The sequence below is a fragment of the Candidatus Babeliales bacterium genome (genome assembly GCA_036260945.1).
GTDB lineage: Bacteria > Babelota > Babeliae > Babelales > JACPOV01 > JACPOV01.
In genome coordinates this window covers 267,382-289,681 of sequence record DATALT010000002.1, presented here as the reverse complement: position 1 = coordinate 289,681, position 22,300 = coordinate 267,382, and the positions used below count along the sequence as shown (strand labels likewise).

Genomic DNA, 22,300 nt, shown 5'->3' with positions numbered 1-22,300 from the left:
CAGCTTTTACTCAGCTGGGAAGTCCGCTCAGCGATCTTCTAAAGGTCATAATGAGTATTATGTTTATTTTTGGCTACATAATGATACTTGTATTTCCCCATGATCATGTACGCTCAATTAACTTGGAATTTCTAGACGATTTTCCCGACCCAATTCTTTTTAAGAATATTTTTAAAGTGCTTATGCTCATTGTAGCTAACGCAACATTTATTTATCTTTGGTATACCGATTTTCATAGAGTACCATCTAAGTGGTATTTTATATGGTACGTGCACAGCGTGATTGCGCTATTCATAATACATAGATCTGTTCGAAGCTATAAGAATATAATATGAATATAATAAGAGATTTCCTAGAAAACATCTGCGCAATGCTTACGTTCGCTGTCATTAATTCAGTGATGGGCGCATATTTTGCGGGAAGGCAAGTAGATCTCATCGCAGAATTTGCTAATGCCGCTACTATAATTGCCCTAATTCTTATTGCGTTTTCCATTTCGTTATATAACTGGAATTGCTCGCGCATAAGAAACTCATGAGTCGGTATCTTTCTCAATCATTCATAGTTGCGAGAAAAGCATTGGATGTAAAATGCTTGGCAAAATCAATTAGTTTATTCGATTACAAAGGATCATCATGATTTACAAAACAATATTTTTAAGCGCGCTTTTAGTCCCAGCCATCACTTATGGGGATATTGATACGGATATACTGCAACTGAAAGAGATTATCTTTCAAAAAGAGCTCGCGCTTTCAAAAATCGCAAATGAAATTGAAAAACAAGAAGAGCTTATAGAATCCATGATCTCCAAAACTATAGAAACTGCCGCAAAAGTCTACAGGTCATTAGGTAGTGAAGAAGAAAAAAAAGAGTTGTGTAAAAAGCTAGATGAAATCGAAAAAAAGTGCGAAAAAATACTTGAGGTTCGTAATGTTAAAAAATTTCTTATGGATGAACTCTTTAATGATATGACCGATCAAGCTGATAGAATTGAAAGAATCAAATCTTTGTTAATTAGAAGAGTTATTGAAAAAGAAATATTAAAAAAGATGATTCGCGATTATGCCCAACCTTTTGAAGAATTGGTTAATATGCATCTAGAATTGGTTGAATTGGAAAAAATACTTGCAGCGAAAGCATAATATGGAATTTATAAATACAAAAAATTTTAACCTTATTAACATTTTTTTCATCTTGGTTTGTCCTTATAGTTTTGCAATTGTAAGACACGAAATGCTTACTCTTGTCGAAGGAATGAAAGAAACAGCCGACATATTTACGGGTAAAATTGCCTCTGCAGCGCCAGATATAGGACTCAATGCAGCGAAAGAATTAGCTTCCGCTGGAGTAGAATCTTCCAAAATAGTAGTTGAAGGCGTGAACAATGCTGCAAAAATAGGTGCTCAATCAGTTGATAAACTCGCTGTTGCCGGGCAAATTATAGGCGTGGCTGCGGGAGTAGGTATTTGTATTCTTGCAGCAACGCAAGTATATACTGTTGGCAAAGATATCCATTCATATCTTAATCCAACAGACGAGGAAATAGACAGACAGCTCAAGGCTCGCGAAAGCTTTGAGGCACTGCACGCAAAAAGAGAATTTAGAAAGTGCATCATGCAAAATCATAATCATGAAAAAAATGAGTCTGGCCACCCTGTAGAGTGTGAGCAGTTAGCAAAGATGTTTGCTGCAATGAGTGGAAAGCTAGCACTTGATGAAATGACAGCGACATTTAAGAGCATTTATGCAAAATAAATATGCTAAAAAAAATATTTATTTTACTGATATGTACATGTTCACTTATCGCAAATAACGACGATCCTAATCAGTTAACCATGACAGATAAAGTCATTCTTGGTGCCGTAATCGGAACTGCCGTCGTGGCAGCGTCGGTAGTTGCTGCACCGCTCATATTACCTTCTGGTACTATCGCAGCTATAAAAACCGCACTTGGGGCTGCCGCGGTTAAAGCTTCTGCTGCTGGTGCGACAATCAAAACTGCCACAACTGCAGCGGCTGTTAATGCGAGCGTAGCTGGGGCATCTGTAAAAAGTGCGGTAGCAGTAGCCGCACCTATTGCAGGAAAAGTAAGTATTGGATTAGGTGCAATCCAATTAGGAACTCCATATCTTCGTCCTCATATTGCACCAACTTCTGAAGATAAATTAAAGAAATTGGTTGATGAAGAAGCTTCTGAGATTCTTAGTGCTCACAAAAAACTAAACGATTGTATAATTAACAACAAAGATAATCCTGAAAGCGGTGGCTCAACTACTTGCGAAGCCGTAGCGCGGATGGTTGCGATGATCACATTAAAGTAGTTTATCATAATGAAAAATCTTACGAACATAACGGACATGAAATATTTCAGAAAAAACACTCCGTATATCACTAAGGACGATGCACTATTTGGGCTGAAAATAGGCTTCGGGTTAGGCCTTTTTGTGCTTATTTTGCATCTGATCGGCATTGATATACCCTCGCATTACCAGTACGCAATAGGTAGCTTTGTTACTATGCCTTTCGTAAGGCACCGGAACCGATTGAAAAAAAAGAATTTAAAGAAGTGCATCGATGAATAATAAAAAAATCTTCCGCTTCTTGGAGCTTTATCAAAAATCACTTGAGAAACAATTTAGGATCATTGGTGCAGCAGCAGTTGGTATGTCGTTTGGTTATTACGGACGAGTATTGCTTGGCTACACAATCGAACCGGTCGATACGCCTCTTATAGCATCCCTTGCGCCATTTATATTGTTTTTTGCTTTTGGTGGCCCATTATTCGACTATTGGATGAATCAAGACTCACTTTAGCAATCAGCATGCAACGCCTTTGTAGGCATCATTGTGCACCTTTCAAACTTTCCAGATGGAATAAGCTTGAAGGAGCTGCTTTCTTGTTCTAGTCTTTCTTATAGTGCAAATTGTCTCCGTTATACTTTACCGCAAAGACCGTAATGATAGAAAAACCATCACCGGCAAACCAATGCATTATTGATTGCCTCAACAATTATTATGGCATCGAAGCTGTTAACATAATACCTCTCCCCTTAGGTGCCGATATCGATGCATCTGTATATAAAGTTCAGTCGCCCGATCACTTATCTTATTTCGTAAAGTTAAAGCGAGGCCATAATCAAGATATAGGTGTTACTATTCAACTACGGCTTCACAACGCTGGAATTCAAGAGATTATCTCCCCAATCAAAACTAATCATGATCAAGCAACTCGCCATATCGATAATTTTACACTCACTGTATACCCATTTATCGAAGGCCAAGACGGATTTGTCAGCAATTTAACCGATCAACAATGGATCACGCTCGGAAAAGCGTTACGTCAAATTCATGAATTTGAAATCCCACCATTAATCAAAGATCAGCTAAAGCGTGAAGTATATTCATCAAAATGGCGCAAATCTGTCCGTGCAATCTTTGAGCATATTGATAATGACCCAATCGCCGACCAGATAGCCGTGAAATTAATAATATTTATGAAAGAACATAGAGAAGCTATTGAACGCTTAGTAGACCGAGCAGAGCAATTAGCTCAAAAGATACAAAAGCAATCCCCTGAATTTGTACTTTGCCATTCAGACATTCATGCTGGCAATGTATTGATCGCAAAAAATGGCGCTCTCTACATAGTTGATTGGGATGCGCCGATTATGGCGCCAAAAGAACGCGATCTTATGTTTATCGGAGGAGGGGTCGGCTATGTTTGGAATAATACTCGCGAAGAAGAGCTTTTTTATAAAGGTTATGGAAAAACAGAAATCAATATGGCAATTCTAACCTATTACCGGCATGAACGAATCGTTGAAGATATTGCACTTTATGCTCAGGAATTACTCTTAACGAACCATGGTGGTAAAGAGAGACCAGTTATGTATAAACAATTTGTTGGTATGTTTGAACCCAATGGAGTTGTGGACATCGCTTTCACTTCGGATAAAAATTTATAAAAAATCCAGTGGATGCCAATTGACGAGCGTGTTCTAAAATTGTTAGAACTCAAACCTGAGATCTTACTATATGGGACTTATCAAAGACAATGTTGCAAGCAAGGAAGCTCCAAGAGGTCTGCAGATTGGCCGCAGGCATTTATCAGGCCCGAACTTTTAGATACTTAACTCCCAACAAGGAAAAGAAGCGATAGGAGCTCTTAAAAAAACTCGCTGCTTAAACTGAAATATTATGTTATTTTGCTTCGGGCCCTATCATAGAAGCTTTATAAACGCCATTGTTTAACTCTTTAATTTTGCGATAGAACATGTCTCTTAATAGTAGTTGTTCTTGCACACCTTGATGATCACCATTCATATTTTTAACACTAGAGCAATAAATATGAAGTTCCTGGGCAATATGTTTTTTCAAGAATAGATAAGGGATACATTTTTCTAAAAATCGGATCGCATTTTTTCTCGAAGTTATGCTAAATCGAAAAGCAAAGCCCTGTGTTGCTTTTTTAGCTATAACTTTGCACATGTTACCTCCATTAAAATTATTCATAATATGATAGATAGCAGAGCAGTCAGTCATAGTTAATAAAATAGTAGGTGTATAAACCGGGCTTTTGGATGATCCAGTTTTTCTATTCTCTTTTTTAAGAGAAAATGAGCCATCAGTATCCATTAAACCCGCAACATATGACCAAAACAGCTTGCCATTTGAATCTTTACGTTTTAATTCATTAAGGAGCTCACCTTCTACGACGGGTCTTTCATTATAGAATTTCATCTTCAAAAAGGCCTTTTCTCTTCTTGCTAATAATGTATCAGATAATCTGTTACTTCCACGAACAAATGGATTATTGATAATATAAGTGCGTAAATGAACAGCTCTTTTGTGTTTGACAATCAAATATGGAATAACTCCTTCAAGAAATGGTAAACACTTCGTGCTTTTTTCCAGCTTCCATTGATAAGAAGCTAATCTTGCTGAACCATTTTTTGCTATATATTGCTGGCGAGTACTTTTACTGCCGCCGAACTCGGACCGAAAAACATTAACTATATCCTGATTCGCATTAGCGAATTGAATCATTGGATAATACAGAGGAGATACCGAAGAGTGAGACGTTCCTTTAATTAAAGAAAAACTTCCGTCCCCATCAAGCGCACCTGCAAAGTATGCCAATTTAATTTTATTATTCATGGCATTTGTATAATGGGTCAACTTAGCATTTTTTTGAGATGCTTGTTGTTGAGACGATGATTTGCTCATATTGAAAAAATTAGATCTGCAATCGTTTTATAGCTGAATGAGTTATAACATCAATTCTTATTCTCTTAGAGAGCTTTGCTTTGATGCAAATTGTTTCGTATGCATAGTTAACTCACTAAAATATTTACATGATTTGCATTTGGCACTCGCTATAGGCTGATCGTCTTCTTGTAAGCATTTCAAAGCGTCATCGATTGTCTTTTGAACCCATGAATCATCAATTTGATGCGCAAGTAGATGTGGTTCAAATTCAAGATTCCAATTGAATGATTCTTTGTTAACGACAGCGTTACAGAAAAGCAAATAGCTAGTTGAGGAAACTGCATAGTTATTTTTTTTTAATATCCAAGCGTAAAACTCAACCTGCTTTTTATATTCTTTAAGGTATTGAATGTTGCTGAAGTCAGGGTAAACGACAGGAATAGCAATTGTTTTATGCTCTACAATCGCTAGTTCTTTCTTATCGTTGATCCATATATCATCTACCGCGCCACTTACAAGGCAATTCTCCCAAACATTTTGAAATTGAATACCATATTTCTTTCTATCTTGCTCGGACCAACCCGTTTGCCATTTCTTTAATTTTTTATGTCGCAAAGGCTTAAGAATCGGGTCATCTGGCATAACAGGATGAGCATTGCCTTGCGCACGGAACTTATCAAATTCTTTTTTCAAAAGAGAATCAATACCTTTTGTTATTGCGAACGCTTCTGCATCGATGACAGGTCGCCTAACTCCTAATTTTTTGGCATTGAAAAAACATCGTTTACAGTCCATAAATATTTTTATATCCGACCAGCTCAATTCTCTACGAATTGGCACCTCAAAGGTGGCAGCAGCTTCTTCTTCTGATGTGATCCCATAAACCGATCGTTCAAACTGCCTTCTGTCTTGCTTACTAATAAATTTTTTCCCAGTGTGATCAAAAAACTCAAATTCTATAAAGTCTGCCGTTTGATCATAAGGCTTGGAAATTTCTTTATGCTTTCTCTTTGGACCAAATAATTCTGCCTCCGTCGCATCATTCGACGATGCAACTCCAATTAACATCTCGTGTAAAATTCTACGAAATAAAAAGACTTGTGGAGAATTTTGCTCTAAAGGATTTTTATTTTTTTCTTTCGGTAAAACTATTTGAGATGTCCGATATTGGCCGGACTGGCTATGCGCAAGCACTAACGTTATCTTAACCGATCCATCTTCATGCTTATCAATCGTTTGTTCTATAGAAAGTCCCTGTTTAATTAAAATATTGGAATTTTTCTCTACCAAAGCCTTATAGTCAGCCTCAGGATCTGTATTTGTTAAAATAATGCCCGACAAGCCATCCTTAAGAGCTTCAATATGTGCGCAAATTAATTCTTTTTGCTCAGTAGAGAGAGGAGGGCGATTGCCAATAGACATTTTGAATCCTTCATCATTGTATTAATAAAAATTCCCAATTTGTTGATCAGTCAAACAATATCCATCTGTAACCGATATAATCAAATTATCTTAAATACCGTAGTTGAGTATCGCAATTGTTGAGCGGAGCTCTGAAAAAAACACAATTGGCTATCCTTAACCTTACTAACCTAGATAAATTTAACCCCCATCATGGTACAGATTTGCGCTGTGATGATCATATCCATACTAGCGAAGTACAGGCACAAGTCAAAAAAATACATTTACGCGACAGGGGCCGCCCAAGAGATAATTACAATTGAAAAATTTAAAAAACTTGGAACTAAACTAGACATAAGCCCATTCAATTTTGCTTATCCCTAAATTAAGGTCATCTTGCTAGGGGTCTTTCGTCAAACTAGGGGAGATCTCAAATTTAAAAATTAATTATAGATTCAAGAACTTCTTACACGCTCACCATGGTTTATTGCTAATAAACAACCAACCACCTTTGCCTAAATTAAAACCACCTAACGGATAAGCCCTATCCTCAATGATAATGAATATATTTTCAAAGCTATTACTCAACTGGTTATTTTGTTTCAATAAATCATATGCCTCCCGATAGTCACTGATGTCCAGCAGCGGATGCTCGTTGTATATTCCTAGCCATTTCCTATGGCTCATTTTCTTATATTTCAATTCCTTGCTTGTGATGCATTCTAATAATACAGATTGAGCGTTCAATGAAAGATTGCCTTCCAATGCTGGATTGCTAGAATTTAAAGCAGCACCATACATTAACCTGAGCGGAGAATACTCTGGGCTGTCTTTATAAAAATCTGTAGAAAAAGCTTCTAATCTTTTATTTTTCCTGCATACAATGCTTTCCATTTGGGTATTTATCCTATTCTGGAATCTCGATTTTAGCGCCTCGTTAATGTCTTTAAAAAAAGCATCATTAAATTTTTTTATAAGCCAATCAATTGTTAAATTAATCGTTTGACCGGGCAGAATCCATTCACTAACAAGACCCTCTAAGTACAGGGCACCGCTCCGCATAAGCGCTTTTTCACTCTCACTAAGCCCAGACGTAATTACTTCTAGTACTACTTCTTCACCGTGAAAACACAACAAATAATCGGGACTCATTCCTTCTACCGGGGGATTTGAAAGAAATTTTATTAATCTCATATTTAAGTTCCACTCACAATATTCAACAACCACATCTTTCGTTATTTTCTCTTCTCTTCTTTCATGATTAGCCATGTTAAGTCCTATTATTTATGATTGCCAGTATTCGAACATTTCGTAAAAAGTACTCGGCGGAATATTAAACATAAATCGACATTAATGATAAAGTTGTCGAAAACCTCCCCCGCAACCATCCACCGCTCTCGCAGTTGCAATAAAGACAAAAAAAATTATTCAAGATAAAGCAATCCCAAAACATGATCTATTTCTTCAATTGAAGAGGTTCCAAGTGCTTCATACAGAAACCCTTTCAAATGGGTGAGGGCCTCATCGGGTGAACTAGCTTCGATTTTTAATTTTGGAAACGCTTTACGGACAATCAAAAATCTCCCATTCGCTTTTTTCTGCACAGATATATTTATTTTATTGATCATGTAATTAAGATACGTTTCTTTGGCGAACATGCTTGTTCCTTTCTCAATATTTATAGCCGCGTCATTCCGGAGGTATAAGAATGGCGCTCTCAATACATATTATCAGCCCACATCCCCACTATAATCCCCTGATCTGAAAAGGCACAAACTATTTATGAGTCATTCAAAATTGAAGTTCTTACCGTTTGAGCAGGGAGAGCTCATTAGAAGATAGCGACTCTTTTAGTTATCAAAATCGTGCTAAAAGGGAAGCATTAATGCTTTTTTATTTTGACTTTTACCTCTGTTTTCTTTACAATTTGTGAGTCCTGAAATAAAAGTTAGGGGCGGTTAGCTCAGCTGGCAGAGCATCAGTCTTACAAACTGGGGGTCGCTGGTTCGAATCCAGCACCGCCCACCATTCTTCTCTACTAAGTAGCTTCGTCTGGCTAGCGCCAGTCAATGCAACGCGAAGAATGACCCCTGAAATAGATTCAGTTGAAATTATATTCCGCGGTAGCTCAGTCGGTAGAGCAAACGACTGTTAATCGTTGGGTCGCTGGTTCGAGTCCAGCCCGCGGAGCCATTCTTCTTGGTAATTATGGAGCTGTAGCTCAGTTGGTTAGAGCGTCCGCCTGTCACGCGGAAGGCCGTGGGTTCGAGTCCCATCAGCTCCGCCATTCTTCACCAAGACTCCCACTATCATGAAGCCTTGACGGCAAATCGAATGCCTTCTGCGCAGAAGCTCATAAGAGCGTAGAAGTACCACGCAAAAGAAAGACACTATGTTTTCAAAAAAAATATTTTTTTTCGCGCTATTATTTTCGTTCGGTATGAATAAAATTGAGGCAGCCAAGTTCTTGAGCAAAAAGTTAAAGATGATTTACATCGGGAAGTAATTCATTTTCACACATTCGTAGCTGCATCAAGTCTTCGCGAAAGCTATCATGGCAAATCCAATAGTGCGACAATATGGGGCCACGGTATAGGTCAATTTTTTGGAGAGTCTATTTCGCTTGATAAAGAAGGTGCGCATATTCAACTTCGCTGCAATTCCACACTGTTTGCTGCTGCCTTAAATTCTTTGTTTTCACCTAAATACCCGTAGAATAGAAACTGCCTTTTTACCAGTATTCTGGGCAATCATCGTTAACAATATCGTCCGCTTCGCATACGCGCTCAACTGCTCTGCAATCCTGCTGCTCCTCAGTGCAGCCCCGCTCGCATCCGGCTGATGGCCCGCAATGCTTTGAGCGATAGTTTTTCGCTCTGATCGAAGATTGCATCGGCGGATATTGAAGATACCAACCAGGAATTGCGCCAACCATCGGTTCATAATTGATCGAACCTGCCAGATAGGCCGCCTCTAGCTCATGCGAAAGCGCGAGGAGCGCAATCAAAACAAAAAAAGTGATTTTCATAACATTCTCCATCGTTACCATTTTTTACTCAACTTCATGCATCACCTTTTCAGGCGTCTTCAGCTTTGGCTGATAGATCGTCGTCTGCGCAGGATTATATTCCGGGCGCACACGCGATTCCACTCCACGCGGCTGCGTATAGTTAAACGATCTATTAGAGGTGAGATTTGGTGTGTAGTTTATTCCTTGCGAAGGAGGAAAACCGTATTGTCCATCTGAAGTAATGCGCCGCCATTCATAATCTTTAGGAACAGCACTTATAAGAATAATGAGACTAATAATAGCAAGGCCCATTAATCCAAAAGTAGGGGTTCTCTTCATACCTAGTTCCTCTTGCATGAATATTATTTCTATTTGAATTTTATCAATGCGGGTTATATGTTTGCAATAGTTGGGCAATCGGGACAAAAAAAGGGCGCCCGATGCGCCCTTTGGATTATAAATTGCTATGAAAGATGCTTTTAATCACAGTTTTGATAATAAATATTCGGATCGTTCAAAGGCGGTTGATCGGGCCTGAGCGTATTAATTTTATTTGCAAAATTATTTTGAATCGATCCAATATCAAGCGAATCTAGTTTTAAAACAGTTCCTGAAGTATCAAACGCCAAGTTAAGAACGATGTAATAAAAATCTGCAGCGGTGTAGGTGCTCAATAAATTATTCAACTCAATCTCTAATGAACACACAGATTGATCAGCTCCACCAAGCGCCGGTAGTTTCCCAGTAACTACGAGGCGCCGCCCTAGATATTCACCTTCACTATTTTTTGAAACATTGTACTTAATAGACACGTTAAAATATTGTGGGTTAGCCTGATCAAAGTCGGTTGTTGCTTGGAGCGTTACTTGATCATTATCGTTCAGAACCGCATCCTGAGGGTTAATGAGTTGAGCAGACACGTTAGTCAGGGAGGGAGTAACTAAAACGTTACTTCCTGTTTTAAGTGCCATATTCGGAAAACGTGATAATGCGAAATTAGGCGTTCCATGACTATTGGTGATGTTGATTGTCCCAAGATAAACTGGAATACTTTTTTTGAAATCTGTTTGCACTTGCGTACCGGGTCGAATTACCGGGCCTTTGCCTGTCGGAATATGCTTGCGAACCGGCGCTAATTGCGCATGGGCGAATAATGAAATGCACATCACTGCAATAAAGGCCACAAACAAATTATTGATCTTCATAATTACTCTCATTTTCTATAAAAATTGCTTTTTTACTGGAATCTATTCTAGTTTTAAAATAGCAAAAAAAGCCTTTATTTTACAATAAAAAAGAGATGTATAACGATAAAAAATGGCTATTTAGTTGCCACCTTTTTGCACCAAAAGACAATAGGTAAGTTTTTCAAAAGGAATAAGTGGCTCTACCATGACTTTTTGGTAAACACCATCGGATGAACAATGGGCAACTTTGCCGAGTGCAAACCCCTGCGGAAATACAACCCCTTCGCCACTAGAAAGCACGAGATCATCTTTTGCTATTGCATCTAAATGGTTCATGTGCGTGAGGATTGAAACATCGAGTTTATTAATGCCTTCGTGTATGCCACGCGCTTGCTTAGCGCCGCACCAAACGGCAACTTTGCATGAACGATCGGTTATGAGCACAATCTTGCTATAAAATGGGGTCACCGTATCAACACGGCCAACCAGATTATTCTGATAGAGAGCAACCATTCCTGGCTGTATACCTTTTACAGAACCCGCATCAACGAGTATATAATGTTCTTGATCCGAAATGTGAGACATAATCACATGCGCAACTTTGGCATCCTGCATCGCGTATTGCTCCATGAATTCGCTGAGCGGCTTGGTATCATGTGCAAAGCGCAACGATCCCTCTAGTTGAACGAGTTTTGAAATAAGCGCCTCTCGCTCTTGCTGAAGTTCATCTACTTGCGCTTGCAATTCGTGCAATGCCCATTTTTTTTGACTGAGTGAGCGAAATGGCGCGACTATTAACGATTGAATTTTTAAAAAAGGATAAACAAGAACCGATGAAATGGAGTTCACCGTTTGCCATGAACTAAGTGGCATTATCATTCGCGTTAGAAAAAAAAGAATGCATCCCCCAAGAAATAACAACATCAAGCGACCGCGAAAACTCATAGAGCTCCTTATTTTTTTCACGTTGACAGTTTATCGATCGCTTAATCAATAAGCAATTGAAATGCACATCTTCTCGAGCGATTTAAACTTTAATAAATACGCTCATGGCGAGCGGAATTGATATTTTCCCTCAAATATTATCCCATTCATATCTTAGAATTATCTCCAGCCCGCTCGTCCTGAGTGATTTTCAGTGCAATGAAAAATGATATTGAAGGATAGCGGCCCTAGTATTGATTTATACAAATTGAAATACTTAGATTAAGAGCTAGGGAGATTTTTTTCTAAGGGGTGGGCTGTGTCAAAAAGAATTATAACAATTGATATCGCATCCGCGATTTCGCTCATGATGACATTATCGATCAATGCATACGAACTACGTTGGGATTGGAACAAGATTAACCATTACGATATTTCGTTTCCAGGAAATTTTTTATGGGGATGCGCCGACTCTGCCTTACAAACTGAAGGGCTTGAAACTGCCAACAGCAGTATGGTGGAAAACAGTTGGACACTTTTTGAAAATGAGATAGCTATCCCAGTAGAACGGAGAGCTGGCAAAGCATGCCACCGCTGGACAAAATATGAAGAGGATATTCAGCTTATAAAAAATATTGGTATGAACTCCCACCGATTTTCAATTGAATGGAGTAAATTAGAACCAGAAGAAGGGATTTATGATCACGCCGCGATGCAACATTATTGCGATATGATCGATCAAATGCTTGCTCAAAATATTACGCCGATGATTACCCTTTTTCATCACACTTATCCCGTTTGGTTTGCAAAAAAAGGTGCATTTGAGTACAAACAAAATAATTTTCACTTTGTTCGTTTTGCGTTATATGTTTTCCGCCATTTGCACAGAAAAGTTCCGCTTTGGATCACGATGAATGAACCGGTTGGTTATGCTATCGAAGGATATTATCGTGGTGTGTACCCACCAGGAAAAAAAAGTTTAAAACTTGCTGGTAAAGTTGCAAAAAATTTATTGAATGCCCACGTTTCCATTTACAAAGAATTTAAAAAAATTGATAGGCGGCCTCAAATCGGCCTTTCTCATATTTTTAATCCACTCGACGCGCATTCTAAATGGAACCCGCTTGAACAAGTAGCGGCCCGGTCCTTTGATTATTTAGTAAATAAGGTAACGGTTAATTTCTTTCAAAGCGGCACCTTCGATTGGGCCTATTTAGTGCGTGGCTATAACAAAGACGCAAAACAGGCGCTCGATTTTTTTGGTATTAATTATTATACACACACCACGATCAAACAAATGAATTTACTATCACTTAAGCCCCAGCACCGGTTCGATGAAGTTCTTCTCGATCATGCAATCGATGGTCGTGTATGCAAAGTTCTTTATCCCGAAGGTCTTTACCGTTCGATTAAAAATGCTGCAAAACTTAAGGTTCCACTTTATATTACCGAAAATGGAACCGCCGCAACCGACCCTGCACTGCGTGATGATTATATAAAAAAACATTTATACGTAATCTCTCGCGCATTACAAGAAGGATTTGATGTTCGCGGTTATTTTTTTTGGACACTCATGGATTGTTTTTGTTGGCGCAAAGGTTTTACCGATAAACATGGTATTTACCAAGTAAATTTTGAAACGCAAGAACGCACCTTGCGTCCTGGATGTGAATATTTGATTGAGACGGCCAGAAGATTCAAAAATAGTTAAAAACTAATTATTTTTAGAATTCAAAATGTGCAGCTCATACTTGCAACAAGTTTGCCATTCTGCTCACATCGCAAATCGAATTTGAGATTCTGCGCCGTGCGCCAATGAATTACTTTATCCGCCGCAAAAGCGTAGAGCAAACCAAAGCCAACGCCTGCAATCAGTTGAGAAAGATAATGGCGATTACAGTTAAGAAAATCTGCAAACACAAACGATGAGAACAACCCTAATGGCACTCCCCATTTCCATCCATGCCGCATACCAAAAAGTGCCGTCATATAAGTAACGTTTGCCATATGCCCCGAAGGAAATCCTCCTGTTGATCTTTTTCGTTTACTAAAATGTTCGTTCCAAGGGCGCAAGCATATATTAGTATCCAATTTTTTGATAATATTTTTTCCCCAATGAACAAATGGTAGTCCAATTGCAAACATTCGCGCTGTTTGGCGCACACGTTCATCGGGAGCCCACAGCGCTAAACTGGAAAGCAGCACCATTGGAATACCGACACCTTTTTGCGCAATCTGATGGCAGGAACTATGCAATTGCCGAATGTTTTTGTGGCAACTTCTGTCGTAAAAATGGCTTTGAACTCCCTCATCAAACATACGTGCACTTAAAAAGAATGGTAAAATGCCGGTGATTATTTTTGCAGAATCGACCGTAAAAAGTTTGATGTTAAGCAAAATGGCATCTTCGACCACGCTGCCCAATGAGTGAAAGGCTTGATAGAGCTTTCCCGTCCGCTGCACCGTTCTTCTATGATAATTTGATGCAAAACTGCCAAAGCTCATGCTTATTAAGCTTGCAAAAAAAATAGTCATCAGCCACCGCTTCATAGGTACCGTTCATCCTTTCTTCTTCTCTATCGTAGAAAGGAAATGGCATTTCTGACAAGGATGCAGACTAAATGGCAACTAATTTATTAATAAATGGAATGAGTGAAATAGTTTCAATACGGGAATGCTGATAATGCTGTGCAATAGAATTTGTTACATATAATTTCTCTAGAGAGCTTTTTTCAAGCAGATCAAATGCATCACCAGAAAATATACCGTGCGTTGCCGCACCGCTAATCATATCGGCGCCAGCGTCCTTGAGCAGCTGTGCCGCTTGAGTTATAGTGCGGGCAGTCGTAATCATATCGTCAACAATCAGCAGTTTTTTCCCGTTAACATCGCCACCAAAATCGAGCACAACTTCATCTATTTCTGGCCGTTGTTTGTCCATAAAAAGAGTTTCTTTTTTATTACGCTTGGCAATTGTCGTCGCAAGCTGAATAGCTCCTTTATCCGGCGCAACTATAACATCTACCTGCTTTGCTAATTGATCAAAAAAAACATAATTAATTATCGATTCAAACCGCACGGCTTCCTGAAACTTTGGATTGTGCATGTGCAAAACCCAAAAACTTTTGAGTGGAAATTGATCAAAAAAACGCGAAAGAACCGCCACACTAAAAGGTTCACCTTTTTTGATAGTATCCTGCCGCGCATACCCAAAATAGGTAATGAGAAGATTAACTTTTGCGCCCGCTGCGCAAAGTGCATCGAGAATCAGGCATACTTCAAGTAGATTTTCTGCGGGTGGCGGTGTAGCGCCGATGAGCCAAACCTCTTTACCCTGCACCTCATCCTGGATATGAACACGCAGTTCACCATCAGAATAATGATCCAATAAAACTATGCCGATTTCTCCCCCGCTATCATGAGCCAAGTGGCTCACGCAACGAGTAAAAAAAACTTTCATGAAATTGCCTTTAAATAACAATCAAATCGCTTCATTGCTCCTTAATTCATCTTCGAGTAAAAAAAATTAAAAGTCAAAAGTGGATTTTTTGTTATTCTTAATGCTTTTTCAGACTCATGCCAGCGATTCATTGCCGGCACTTGAAAATATTTGCTATTATAAAAATGATTCAAATTTCATTTTACAATAAAAGCTTTTTAAAAAAAGGAAATGTATGAACAATTTAAAACAATTGATCGTCATTTTTTCACTTTTCTCTATGACTTCTGTTCAGGCCGCTCATAATATGCCAAATGCAGCGGCAATGCCAACCGCAGCAGAAAATACGGCTGCTATGCAAACAACCTATCGTGATAATTGGAGCCGCTTACTGGACGATATAAAAAAATTTGTTGCGGCTAAATCTGCTTACTTGGAAGATTTTGAAATGGGAGCATTCGATTGGCTTAGACAACGCCTAGAAACCATAAATCCGTATCCATTTAGCGAAGAAACCAAACGTGAGCTCATTAACTATCTTGACTCTTGGAAAGAGAACAAAAAAGCACACAATCAAACGTTCCAGAATAAAATTGGTGTTTATCAAACCCAGCTGCGCACGAAATAATTAATAGTATATTCCTAAAAGCGATAGCCGACATTAAGCGCAATTCGATCATTGCAGGTCACGTCCACCGACCATGATTGATTTGCACTATAAGCTATCGCTTTTTGTGTTGCTAATCCAAAAATTACTCCAAGAGAAGTACCTGCAATTGTTTGCGAAAGATAATGACGATTTGCGTTTACACTTACCGCAAACATGAGCGCCGCAAAGGTACCAAGCGGTACCCACGCACGAATACCATATTCTAATCCCCAGACGGTCATCATATAGGAAGCTTCAAACATGTGACCCGATGGAAATCCGCCATGCGCACGCTGTTTACAACTAAAATGTTCGTTCCATGGTCGCAAATTCGCATTAGTTTTGGCACATTTTACAACATCTTTAAAACATAATCCGGTAACCACACCAACGAAAAAAAGTCGACTGGTGCGCCGCACATGTTCATCTGGCGCCCAAAGGGAAAATGTCGATAACAAAACAGAACCTGCAAACGCAGTTTTTTCTACCGCTTCAATAAACCCGCAATTAAATTGGCGTCTATTTTTATGGCAGCTGCGATCATAAAAATGCGTTTGGAATGATTCATCAATCATCCGCGCAGAAAGGTAAAAGGGAACAGTGCCCACAATAACTTTTACCGTATCGATCGTAAAAAGAGAACGGTAAAGATAAACTGTTTCTTTAAGAAATTCTGGAATACCCCGCACCTGAAAGCAAGGAGTTGTATATTTTTTTTTATTTACACAATTTGCCTGAACATCAAATGCAAAATGAAACAGAAAAAGACATACAATCAATAACTGCACGCATCTCACCCTTTTTTATCTTTTGGCACGTAAGCTTTGTCGAGTCTAATACATATTTACCTATGATTTAAACTTAGAAAGAAAAAAAGCTCTAAACAAAGATGGCCTTTCTAGAGCTTTTTAAATCTATTTGCAAAAATTGCTATTATGCACCAAATCCTTGTGGATGTTTTTTGTGCCACGGCGTTGCTTTTTCAAATGCATGCGCTGTTTGAAGCATAAGTTCTTCACCATTATGCGGAGCGATAAGTTGAAAACCGATCGGTAGATTTTCGCTGCTCATGCCGCACGGAATAGATATTGCAGGAATACCGGTAATATTCATTGCGCAGGTAAAATAATCCTGCAAATCCATTTGCAATTTATTCTCATCAAATGCACCAAATTTGAATGCTGGTGCCGGATGGGTAGGAGCTACAAGAAGATCAACACCTTCAAATGCTTGATTGAAAGCATTTCGCATCAATCCTTGCACTTTTTTTGCATTCACATAAAATTCACCTGCGTGACCTACAGAAAGCACGTAATTTCCAATCATGATACGCGCTTTTACTTCCTTACCAAAACCTTGCTCACGCGTTTGTGCATACATTTGCTCAAGATTAGTTTTTTGGACGCGTAATCCATAGCGAACACCATCAAAACGTGAAAGATTGGAAGCCGCTTCCGCTCTGCTTAAAATGAAGTAAACAGCCGCGCTATAATCAAGCACTGGCAATGTAATTCGTTTTATTGTCGCACCTAGACGTTCAAGTTCTTTAACCGCTTGCTCGATAGCACTCACCACTTGCGCATCTACGCCCTCGGCATACAGAGCATTTTCTATAATCCCAATGCGCATGCCAGGTTTAATCTTGCCATTGAGGGTAGCTGCATAATCTTTGGTTGGTTGCTGCAACGTCGTAGAATCACGCTCATCGTGCCCCGCAATTACTGAAAGCACATGAGCCGTATCTTTAACGGTGCGCGTAGCGATACCAATTTGATCAAATGATGATGCATAAGCAACAAGCCCGTAGCGCGAGATTAATCCGTAAGTCGGCTTAAATCCAACAATGCCGCAAAACGCAGCCGGTTGGCGCACCGAACCGCCCGTCTCAGATCCTAACGCCCAAGGAACAAATCCCGCTGCAACTGCCGCTATTGATCCACCACTGGAACCACCTGGAACACGAGAAACATCCCATGGATTCATGGTTTTTTGATAAGCTGATGTTTCGGTTGAGCTTCCCATAGCAAACTCATCGCAATTTGCACGCCCTACAAGAAAGGCACCTGCCGACTTCAAACGCGCAATGGCGGTTGCATCGTACGGCGCAGAATAATTTTGCAAAATTTTAGAGCCACACGAAGTGATACGATTTTTTTGACAAATATTGTCTTTAATAATCCCAGGTATGGCGAATAATTTTCCTGATGCCGCACTTTCAGCCACAATCGAATCGGGATTAAAAATTTCTAGGGAAGATCCGATAGTTTTATCATATTTTGAAAATCGCTCGAGATGAAAATTAAGAAGCTCTTTTGAAGAAATTTCTTTTTTTTCGAGAGCAGAACGAAGCTCGTCAATCGTTGCAAAAGCTAAATTGTTCATTAACATTCCTACTTGGATTCAATAATTTTTGGTACAACAAAGAAGTTGCCTTCACGCTCGGGAGCACGGCTTAATATCAATTCATTATCGGTGCGAATCACTACGTCCGCACGGAGCACATTTATTTGCTGCACATGGTCAAATTCACCAGAGTTTGCGATATCTTTAACGCGCTTGGCATAAGCCAATATTGATTGTACATGGGTCATAAGCGGAATAATCTCACTCTCTTGCAAATCGAGCTTTGAGATCCGGGCTAATTTGATTAATTCTTCTTTTGTTATATCGGTCATAGCAATCTTTCAAGATGAAGCTTTTTTTAGTAATACTATCAAAAACAAATTAACCTCACAAATTGCTCAAGGTCGATCATATGTGCGGATCCCTAGAAATTTTCTCCTTGGCCGATTTTCGAGCCTACAAATTTTGGTTTTTTAGTGAATTGATTCTTTTTTCCAATCTTCGCCTCTTAAGCGCCAGATATAGATAAGGCTCATGACAGCATTGCCCAAATAAAATGAACCGTAAATGCAGAAAAATTTTACCATCGGACTCAACACAGTAACGTGAGAGAAAAGATACGAAACAGGAATAAAATAAAGCAAAAAGGTCCCCATACGAGCCCACATAACAATGCGCACGTTTGCTGCACCGCGCAACGCAGCAGAAAGAATGAGCTGAACAACATCGAAAAGAACGAGCATGCTCATGAGCGGGAAAACCGCAGATGCAAATTCGGTAAACTTCTTTTTTGGGTCAAAAATAGATATGAAAAATTCAGGTCTATAAGTAAAAAGAATTAAAATGGAAAAAACGAAAACCGACGATAAGAAAATAACTTTTTTTATATTTACCTTAATCGCATTCCAATGATGAACACTGTACGCGTTACTCGTCAAATAGGTAATTACTTGCGCAAAAGCGGCGGCCGGCTGAATTGCTAAACGCTCCAAATCTTTGATAACGCTATAACTCGCAATAGCATATTTGCCCATAGGATTAATCAAAAAACCAAGCCAAATATAGGCCGCAGCAAAAAGTGTTTTATCTAGAACCACCGGCCAACTGAGTTTGATAATATCGCCCATCCGATCAAAGCTAGAAATATCTCTTAACAACGATATGCCATATTTCCGATTTTCAGGATTTATCACGACATACGTAATCGCCAAGAAAAGCATCACACCATATTGAATTACTGAGGCGATTGCAGACCCCTGCAAACCTAACGCAGGAAATCCCCAGACCCCATTGATAAGAACATAATCGAAGAAAAGAAATGTAATAGCGCCCACCACAAATATTTGCATAGGAATGCGTGGCTTTTTTATTCCGCGCAAAAAACCAATAAATGCAAAAAACATAAACATAAAAAATATGCCGATGGCGCGAGTTCTCAAAAACGGAATACCGAGCATAATCATTTTTTCAGGAACACCATAAAGCCAGTAAATCCAATAAGCGCCTGCATACAACCCAGCCGAAATAAAAGTACCCACGATAGCGGTTACCCAAAAAGCAGCAGAGAGCGATCTGCCCACCTCTTTATATTCGCTTAAACCATTGTATTGCCCTGCAACAATAACGGTACCGACCGAAAAGCCTTCTGCAGCTTTAACAATAAAATGTATGAGCGTGTTCGTAACGCCAACGGTAGCGTACAACGAGGTGGATTTAAGGCCAGCTATCCATCGCGCATCGATGAGGGGAATTATGGCGTACAACAAAAGCGAAGTGATAAATTCTGGAATGAAATATTTTAAAATAGTGCCGTAAGTTTCGCCGCCACTTTCAGTATCCACGATGCCATCGTAATAACTTTTCAATAACTTTTTTTTCGGGCTAGCTTCGTTTATTTTGGACATGTTAAGCGATCCTTGCTTCGCGCTGCCGGGAATGTGCCTTATTTCCATCAAAAATACCCCTTTTTTCATCTTACATCTGTTTTTTTGAAAAAAATTAATCTGCGAGACTTATGATCGATCTTATATGAATGTTCCTTTTCTATCAAAGGGGCTTCTTTAGCGCTCGGATGCCAATGCATCGAAGCCCAATACACCATTCGCGCTTTTTGATACGGACTGTCCCCTTTAAATAAACGAATCAACTCTTCTGGTGCCAGCGATGCACGAGAGACAAAAAGATCGATCGGATAATTGGTTTTTCTCAAGAAGGTGCGCCAATCAAGATCGCTCGTCTGCATGTTGGTTAACCCCAATTTTTGGGCTATCATCGTCAGAAACTGAACCTTCTTTTGGTTTACTTCAATCAATTGAATCGCAAGATGCGGATATTTAATTTTAAGCGGAATGCCGGGAAATCCGCCGCCGGTTCCAACGTCCGCAATCATCGAAATTTCTTCTAAATTAATACATTTATCCAACGCTAATGAATCCTGGAAATGAAAACTAATAATTTCAGAGGTCGAAGTGAGGGCCGTAATATTGAATTTTTCATTCCATTCTATTAAAAGGCGAAGATACACCTTAAATTGCCCAGCTTGGAGCTCAGAAAGTTGCTCATTTTTTACAAACTCTTGAAAGAGTTGGTTATCGCCTTCGGAAGTTAAAATATTCTCATTGATCATATATTTCCAAATTTATATATTTTTATATTCAATCTTTGTTATTATATTCTTAGAAACTTATGGGAGAACGCAGTGAAAACATTACCTATACGATTCTTAAGGATACCGTTTTTTTTAATTATTTGCAGTTCATCCTGCTTTGCAACGCAGATAACCTTTTTTTTGCGCCCCTACCCTTTCGGCCAAACAGCCACCCACGAAGAGCTTAAAGCGCTGGTTGCCACCCCCGGAAAATTAGCTATAAAAACGCTTAGAAACCGAAGCGATACAAGAACAACTGAGGGAATCTTTAGCACCTATTGGGGATATATAACCGCTTCAGATTTTAATGGTCAGGTGCGCTTCCCACTCAGACAACAAAGCCAAACAGTTCACATTCTTGTTACAGAACGGATTACCCCTATTGTTATGATAGGAAACACCATTCACCATTGGGAGATCGATCCATCGACGGCGGCAGTACGTTACGCATATACCCGTAGCCAAGATGCAAAAACGAATGTAACCTCTTGGAAAATAGAAAAAGTGGCTCTTCCTGAAAATAATCGAATCCAACTTGATACGATTGTCCTTTTTGCTAAGCCAAGTTCGATTTATATTCCTGAGGGAATAATTCCGGTCGAGCCAAATCCAAATTTGATTTTGCCGCCAATTTATGTAAAAAAGAATATCAATAGCACTGTTCCAGCGCTTTGGATGATAAAAATGCGACAATTTTTCAAGCCAATCACCCAAGAAACAAAAAAAGTATCAGAAACCTATTATTCTGAACAACTAGTGCAATAATATATGCATTATTATGGGGTTATCGCCTTAATTTTTCTTATACACATAAATCATGTATACTACCTTCATCAGATGTGCCTAGAGCGCAAGAAAGGATCATATGAAATTACAGATTGCTTTTGATATGACCGATTTAGAAAAGGCGGTATCGATCGCAACTGCGGTAGCACCGTATGCGTCAATACTTGAAATAGGATCGTTATTACTACTCAAACATGGAGTAAAAGCGGTAGAAACATTTCGAGAAGTCTTTCCAGATAAAATTCTTCTGGCGGATGCAAAAATAGTTGATCGCGGCAAACACGCAGTTACTTTAATCGCTCAAGCGGGTGCTGATTGGATTACGGTAATGGCGGGAACAACAAAAGATGTTATTCACTCCGCCTCAACAACTGCTCATGAATTTAATAAATCGGTAATGCTTGATTTACTCGATTCATGTTCGCTGGGGCAATCGGCTCTTGAAGCAAAAAGCATAGGCGTTAACGCTTTACTTTTTCATCGGCCGTACGAACAGCGTGAAGAAGCTTTTGCATTAGCGGATAAATGGGAAATGGTTCGCGGCAATACAAATTTACCAATTTTCATCTCAGGAAGAATTACCAAAGATTCGATCGATAAAATAAAAGCTATCAATCCTGATGGCCTTATTATCGGAAAACCAATTACCGATGCAGCATCGCCAGAAGACGAAGCTAAATTCTTCTTCGATGCGTTTAATGGATAA

General features: G+C 39.2%; 24 protein-coding genes and 3 tRNA genes. 12 read left to right on the top strand and 15 right to left on the bottom strand.

Annotation, left to right across the window (positions count from 1 at the left end):
* Window positions 1–635 precede the first annotated feature (635 nt).
* The 5 genes from VHO47_02085 to VHO47_02065 all read left to right on the top strand — a co-directional run bounded on the left by VHO47_02085 (window position 636) and on the right by VHO47_02065 (window position 3,965).
* On the top strand, window positions 636–1,142 hold the full coding sequence (locus VHO47_02085; protein HEX2977885.1) for a hypothetical protein: 507 nt from the start codon (window positions 636–638) through the stop codon (window positions 1,140–1,142).
* Window position 1,143: 1 nt separating this feature from the next.
* The gene (locus VHO47_02080; GenBank protein HEX2977884.1) at window positions 1,144–1,755 is read left to right on the top strand and encodes a hypothetical protein; all 612 of its coding nucleotides are present in this window, start codon (window positions 1,144–1,146) and stop codon (window positions 1,753–1,755) included.
* Window positions 1,756–1,757: 2 nt separating this feature from the next.
* Entirely contained in the window at window positions 1,758–2,321 is a 564-nt protein-coding gene (locus VHO47_02075) for a hypothetical protein (protein HEX2977883.1), read from the top strand.
* A 253-nt stretch (window positions 2,322–2,574) separates the two neighbouring features.
* Window positions 2,575–2,814, top strand: coding sequence for a hypothetical protein (locus tag VHO47_02070; GenBank protein ID HEX2977882.1), 240 nt, complete (start codon window positions 2,575–2,577; stop codon window positions 2,812–2,814).
* Window positions 2,815–2,957: 143 nt separating this feature from the next.
* Complete coding sequence (locus tag VHO47_02065) at window positions 2,958–3,965, top strand: aminoglycoside phosphotransferase family protein (protein HEX2977881.1); 1,008 nt, start codon at window positions 2,958–2,960, stop codon at window positions 3,963–3,965.
* Window positions 3,966–4,200: 235 nt separating this feature from the next.
* On the opposite strand, the gene VHO47_02060 is transcribed toward VHO47_02065, so the two are convergent.
* The 4 genes from VHO47_02060 to VHO47_02045 all read right to left on the bottom strand — a co-directional run bounded on the left by VHO47_02060 (window position 4,201) and on the right by VHO47_02045 (window position 8,267).
* Complete coding sequence (locus tag VHO47_02060; protein ID HEX2977880.1) at window positions 4,201–5,226, bottom strand: LAGLIDADG family homing endonuclease; 1,026 nt, start codon at window positions 5,224–5,226, stop codon at window positions 4,201–4,203.
* A 57-nt stretch (window positions 5,227–5,283) separates the two neighbouring features.
* Window positions 5,284–6,549 carry a PD-(D/E)XK nuclease family protein gene (locus VHO47_02055; protein ID HEX2977879.1) on the bottom strand — a complete coding sequence of 422 codons (1,266 nt, stop codon included), beginning with the start codon at window positions 6,547–6,549 and terminating at the stop codon, window positions 5,284–5,286.
* 534 nt (window positions 6,550–7,083) lie between these two features.
* Window positions 7,084–7,878: a hypothetical protein gene (locus tag VHO47_02050; protein HEX2977878.1), complete on the bottom strand. Its 795-nt coding sequence runs from the start codon at window positions 7,876–7,878 to the stop codon at window positions 7,084–7,086.
* Window positions 7,879–8,033: 155 nt separating this feature from the next.
* Window positions 8,034–8,267 (bottom strand): hypothetical protein, encoded by a 234-nt coding sequence (locus tag VHO47_02045; protein HEX2977877.1) that lies wholly within the window; start codon window positions 8,265–8,267, stop codon window positions 8,034–8,036.
* A 294-nt stretch (window positions 8,268–8,561) separates the two neighbouring features.
* Here VHO47_02045 and VHO47_02040 point away from each other — a divergent pair.
* The 3 genes from VHO47_02040 to VHO47_02030 all read left to right on the top strand — a co-directional run bounded on the left by VHO47_02040 (window position 8,562) and on the right by VHO47_02030 (window position 8,896).
* Window positions 8,562–8,637 (top strand) — tRNA-Val (locus tag VHO47_02040).
* 89 nt (window positions 8,638–8,726) lie between these two features.
* Window positions 8,727–8,802 (top strand) — tRNA-Asn (locus VHO47_02035).
* Between the two features lie 17 nt (window positions 8,803–8,819).
* Window positions 8,820–8,896 (top strand) — tRNA-Asp (locus VHO47_02030).
* 444 nt (window positions 8,897–9,340) lie between these two features.
* Here VHO47_02030 and VHO47_02025 read toward each other — a convergent pair.
* The 4 genes from VHO47_02025 to mreC form a co-directional block, all read right to left on the bottom strand.
* A complete protein-coding gene (locus VHO47_02025; GenBank protein HEX2977876.1) occupies window positions 9,341–9,637 on the bottom strand; it encodes a hypothetical protein in 297 nt (98 codons plus the stop codon).
* 24 nt (window positions 9,638–9,661) lie between these two features.
* Window positions 9,662–9,958 (bottom strand): hypothetical protein, encoded by a 297-nt coding sequence (locus VHO47_02020; protein ID HEX2977875.1) that lies wholly within the window; start codon window positions 9,956–9,958, stop codon window positions 9,662–9,664.
* 140 nt (window positions 9,959–10,098) lie between these two features.
* Complete coding sequence (locus tag VHO47_02015) at window positions 10,099–10,824, bottom strand: hypothetical protein (protein HEX2977874.1); 726 nt, start codon at window positions 10,822–10,824, stop codon at window positions 10,099–10,101.
* A 120-nt stretch (window positions 10,825–10,944) separates the two neighbouring features.
* Window positions 10,945–11,751 carry a rod shape-determining protein MreC gene (gene mreC / locus VHO47_02010; GenBank protein HEX2977873.1) on the bottom strand — a complete coding sequence of 269 codons (807 nt, stop codon included), beginning with the start codon at window positions 11,749–11,751 and terminating at the stop codon, window positions 10,945–10,947.
* A gap of 298 nt (window positions 11,752–12,049) precedes the next feature.
* Between mreC and VHO47_02005 the strand changes: the two genes are divergently transcribed.
* Complete coding sequence (locus VHO47_02005; protein ID HEX2977872.1) at window positions 12,050–13,441, top strand: family 1 glycosylhydrolase; 1,392 nt, start codon at window positions 12,050–12,052, stop codon at window positions 13,439–13,441.
* 20 nt (window positions 13,442–13,461) lie between these two features.
* Here the strand turns inward: VHO47_02005 and VHO47_02000 are convergent, their stop codons facing one another.
* Together VHO47_02000 and prs are read right to left on the bottom strand one after the other, a co-directional pair.
* A complete protein-coding gene (locus VHO47_02000; GenBank protein ID HEX2977871.1) occupies window positions 13,462–14,280 on the bottom strand; it encodes a hypothetical protein in 819 nt (272 codons plus the stop codon).
* 67 nt (window positions 14,281–14,347) lie between these two features.
* Window positions 14,348–15,190, bottom strand: coding sequence for a ribose-phosphate diphosphokinase (gene prs, locus VHO47_01995; GenBank protein HEX2977870.1), 843 nt, complete (start codon window positions 15,188–15,190; stop codon window positions 14,348–14,350).
* 214 nt (window positions 15,191–15,404) lie between these two features.
* Here prs and VHO47_01990 point away from each other — a divergent pair, with 214 nt between their 5' ends.
* On the top strand, window positions 15,405–15,797 hold the full coding sequence (locus tag VHO47_01990; protein HEX2977869.1) for a hypothetical protein: 393 nt from the start codon (window positions 15,405–15,407) through the stop codon (window positions 15,795–15,797).
* 14 nt (window positions 15,798–15,811) lie between these two features.
* Here the strand turns inward: VHO47_01990 and VHO47_01985 are convergent, their stop codons facing one another.
* The 5 genes from VHO47_01985 to rsmG form a co-directional block, all read right to left on the bottom strand.
* Window positions 15,812–16,606: a phosphatase PAP2 family protein gene (locus VHO47_01985; protein HEX2977868.1), complete on the bottom strand. Its 795-nt coding sequence runs from the start codon at window positions 16,604–16,606 to the stop codon at window positions 15,812–15,814.
* 145 nt (window positions 16,607–16,751) lie between these two features.
* Window positions 16,752–18,200: an Asp-tRNA(Asn)/Glu-tRNA(Gln) amidotransferase subunit GatA gene (gene gatA / locus VHO47_01980; GenBank protein ID HEX2977867.1), complete on the bottom strand. Its 1,449-nt coding sequence runs from the start codon at window positions 18,198–18,200 to the stop codon at window positions 16,752–16,754.
* Window positions 18,201–18,208: 8 nt separating this feature from the next.
* Entirely contained in the window at window positions 18,209–18,493 is a 285-nt protein-coding gene (locus VHO47_01975) for an Asp-tRNA(Asn)/Glu-tRNA(Gln) amidotransferase subunit GatC (GenBank protein ID HEX2977866.1), read from the bottom strand.
* Window positions 18,494–18,634: 141 nt separating this feature from the next.
* Window positions 18,635–20,065: an MATE family efflux transporter gene (locus VHO47_01970; protein HEX2977865.1), complete on the bottom strand. Its 1,431-nt coding sequence runs from the start codon at window positions 20,063–20,065 to the stop codon at window positions 18,635–18,637.
* Between the two features lie 65 nt (window positions 20,066–20,130).
* Window positions 20,131–20,787 (bottom strand): 16S rRNA (guanine(527)-N(7))-methyltransferase RsmG, encoded by a 657-nt coding sequence (gene rsmG / locus VHO47_01965; GenBank protein ID HEX2977864.1) that lies wholly within the window; start codon window positions 20,785–20,787, stop codon window positions 20,131–20,133.
* 72 nt (window positions 20,788–20,859) lie between these two features.
* On the opposite strand from rsmG, the gene VHO47_01960 reads away from it, so the two are divergent.
* Both VHO47_01960 and VHO47_01955 read left to right on the top strand, forming a co-directional pair.
* Window positions 20,860–21,573, top strand: coding sequence for a hypothetical protein (locus VHO47_01960; protein ID HEX2977863.1), 714 nt, complete (start codon window positions 20,860–20,862; stop codon window positions 21,571–21,573).
* A 100-nt stretch (window positions 21,574–21,673) separates the two neighbouring features.
* The gene (locus VHO47_01955; GenBank protein HEX2977862.1) at window positions 21,674–22,300 is read left to right on the top strand and encodes an orotidine 5'-phosphate decarboxylase / HUMPS family protein; all 627 of its coding nucleotides are present in this window, start codon (window positions 21,674–21,676) and stop codon (window positions 22,298–22,300) included.

Bases quoted from the DNA above. Each gene is read 5' to 3' on its own strand.
- VHO47_02085 (HEX2977885.1), top strand. From the start codon at position 636: ATGATTTACAAAACAATATTTTTAAGCGCGCTTTTAGTCCCAGCCATC.
- VHO47_02080 (HEX2977884.1), top strand. From the start codon at position 1,144: ATGGAATTTATAAATACAAAAAATTTTAACCTTATTAACATTTTTTTC.
- VHO47_02075 (HEX2977883.1), top strand. From the start codon at position 1,758: ATGCTAAAAAAAATATTTATTTTACTGATATGTACATGTTCACTTATC.
- VHO47_02070 (HEX2977882.1), top strand. From the start codon at position 2,575: ATGAATAATAAAAAAATCTTCCGCTTCTTGGAGCTTTATCAAAAATCA.
- VHO47_02065 (HEX2977881.1), top strand. From the start codon at position 2,958: ATGATAGAAAAACCATCACCGGCAAACCAATGCATTATTGATTGCCTC.
- VHO47_02060 (HEX2977880.1), bottom strand. From the start codon at position 5,226: ATGAGCAAATCATCGTCTCAACAACAAGCATCTCAAAAAAATGCTAAG.
- VHO47_02050 (HEX2977878.1), bottom strand. From the start codon at position 7,878: ATGGCTAATCATGAAAGAAGAGAAGAGAAAATAACGAAAGATGTGGTT.
- VHO47_02045 (HEX2977877.1), bottom strand. From the start codon at position 8,267: ATGTTCGCCAAAGAAACGTATCTTAATTACATGATCAATAAAATAAAT.
- VHO47_02025 (HEX2977876.1), bottom strand. From the start codon at position 9,637: ATGAAAATCACTTTTTTTGTTTTGATTGCGCTCCTCGCGCTTTCGCAT.
- VHO47_02020 (HEX2977875.1), bottom strand. From the start codon at position 9,958: ATGAAGAGAACCCCTACTTTTGGATTAATGGGCCTTGCTATTATTAGT.
- VHO47_02015 (HEX2977874.1), bottom strand. From the start codon at position 10,824: ATGAAGATCAATAATTTGTTTGTGGCCTTTATTGCAGTGATGTGCATT.
- mreC (HEX2977873.1), bottom strand. From the start codon at position 11,751: ATGAGTTTTCGCGGTCGCTTGATGTTGTTATTTCTTGGGGGATGCATT.
- VHO47_02000 (HEX2977871.1), bottom strand. From the start codon at position 14,280: ATGAAGCGGTGGCTGATGACTATTTTTTTTGCAAGCTTAATAAGCATG.
- prs (HEX2977870.1), bottom strand. From the start codon at position 15,190: ATGAAAGTTTTTTTTACTCGTTGCGTGAGCCACTTGGCTCATGATAGC.
- VHO47_01990 (HEX2977869.1), top strand. From the start codon at position 15,405: ATGAACAATTTAAAACAATTGATCGTCATTTTTTCACTTTTCTCTATG.
- gatA (HEX2977867.1), bottom strand. From the start codon at position 18,200: ATGAACAATTTAGCTTTTGCAACGATTGACGAGCTTCGTTCTGCTCTC.
- VHO47_01975 (HEX2977866.1), bottom strand. From the start codon at position 18,493: ATGACCGATATAACAAAAGAAGAATTAATCAAATTAGCCCGGATCTCA.
- VHO47_01970 (HEX2977865.1), bottom strand. From the start codon at position 20,065: ATGTCCAAAATAAACGAAGCTAGCCCGAAAAAAAAGTTATTGAAAAGT.
- rsmG (HEX2977864.1), bottom strand. From the start codon at position 20,787: ATGATCAATGAGAATATTTTAACTTCCGAAGGCGATAACCAACTCTTT.
- VHO47_01955 (HEX2977862.1), top strand. From the start codon at position 21,674: ATGAAATTACAGATTGCTTTTGATATGACCGATTTAGAAAAGGCGGTA.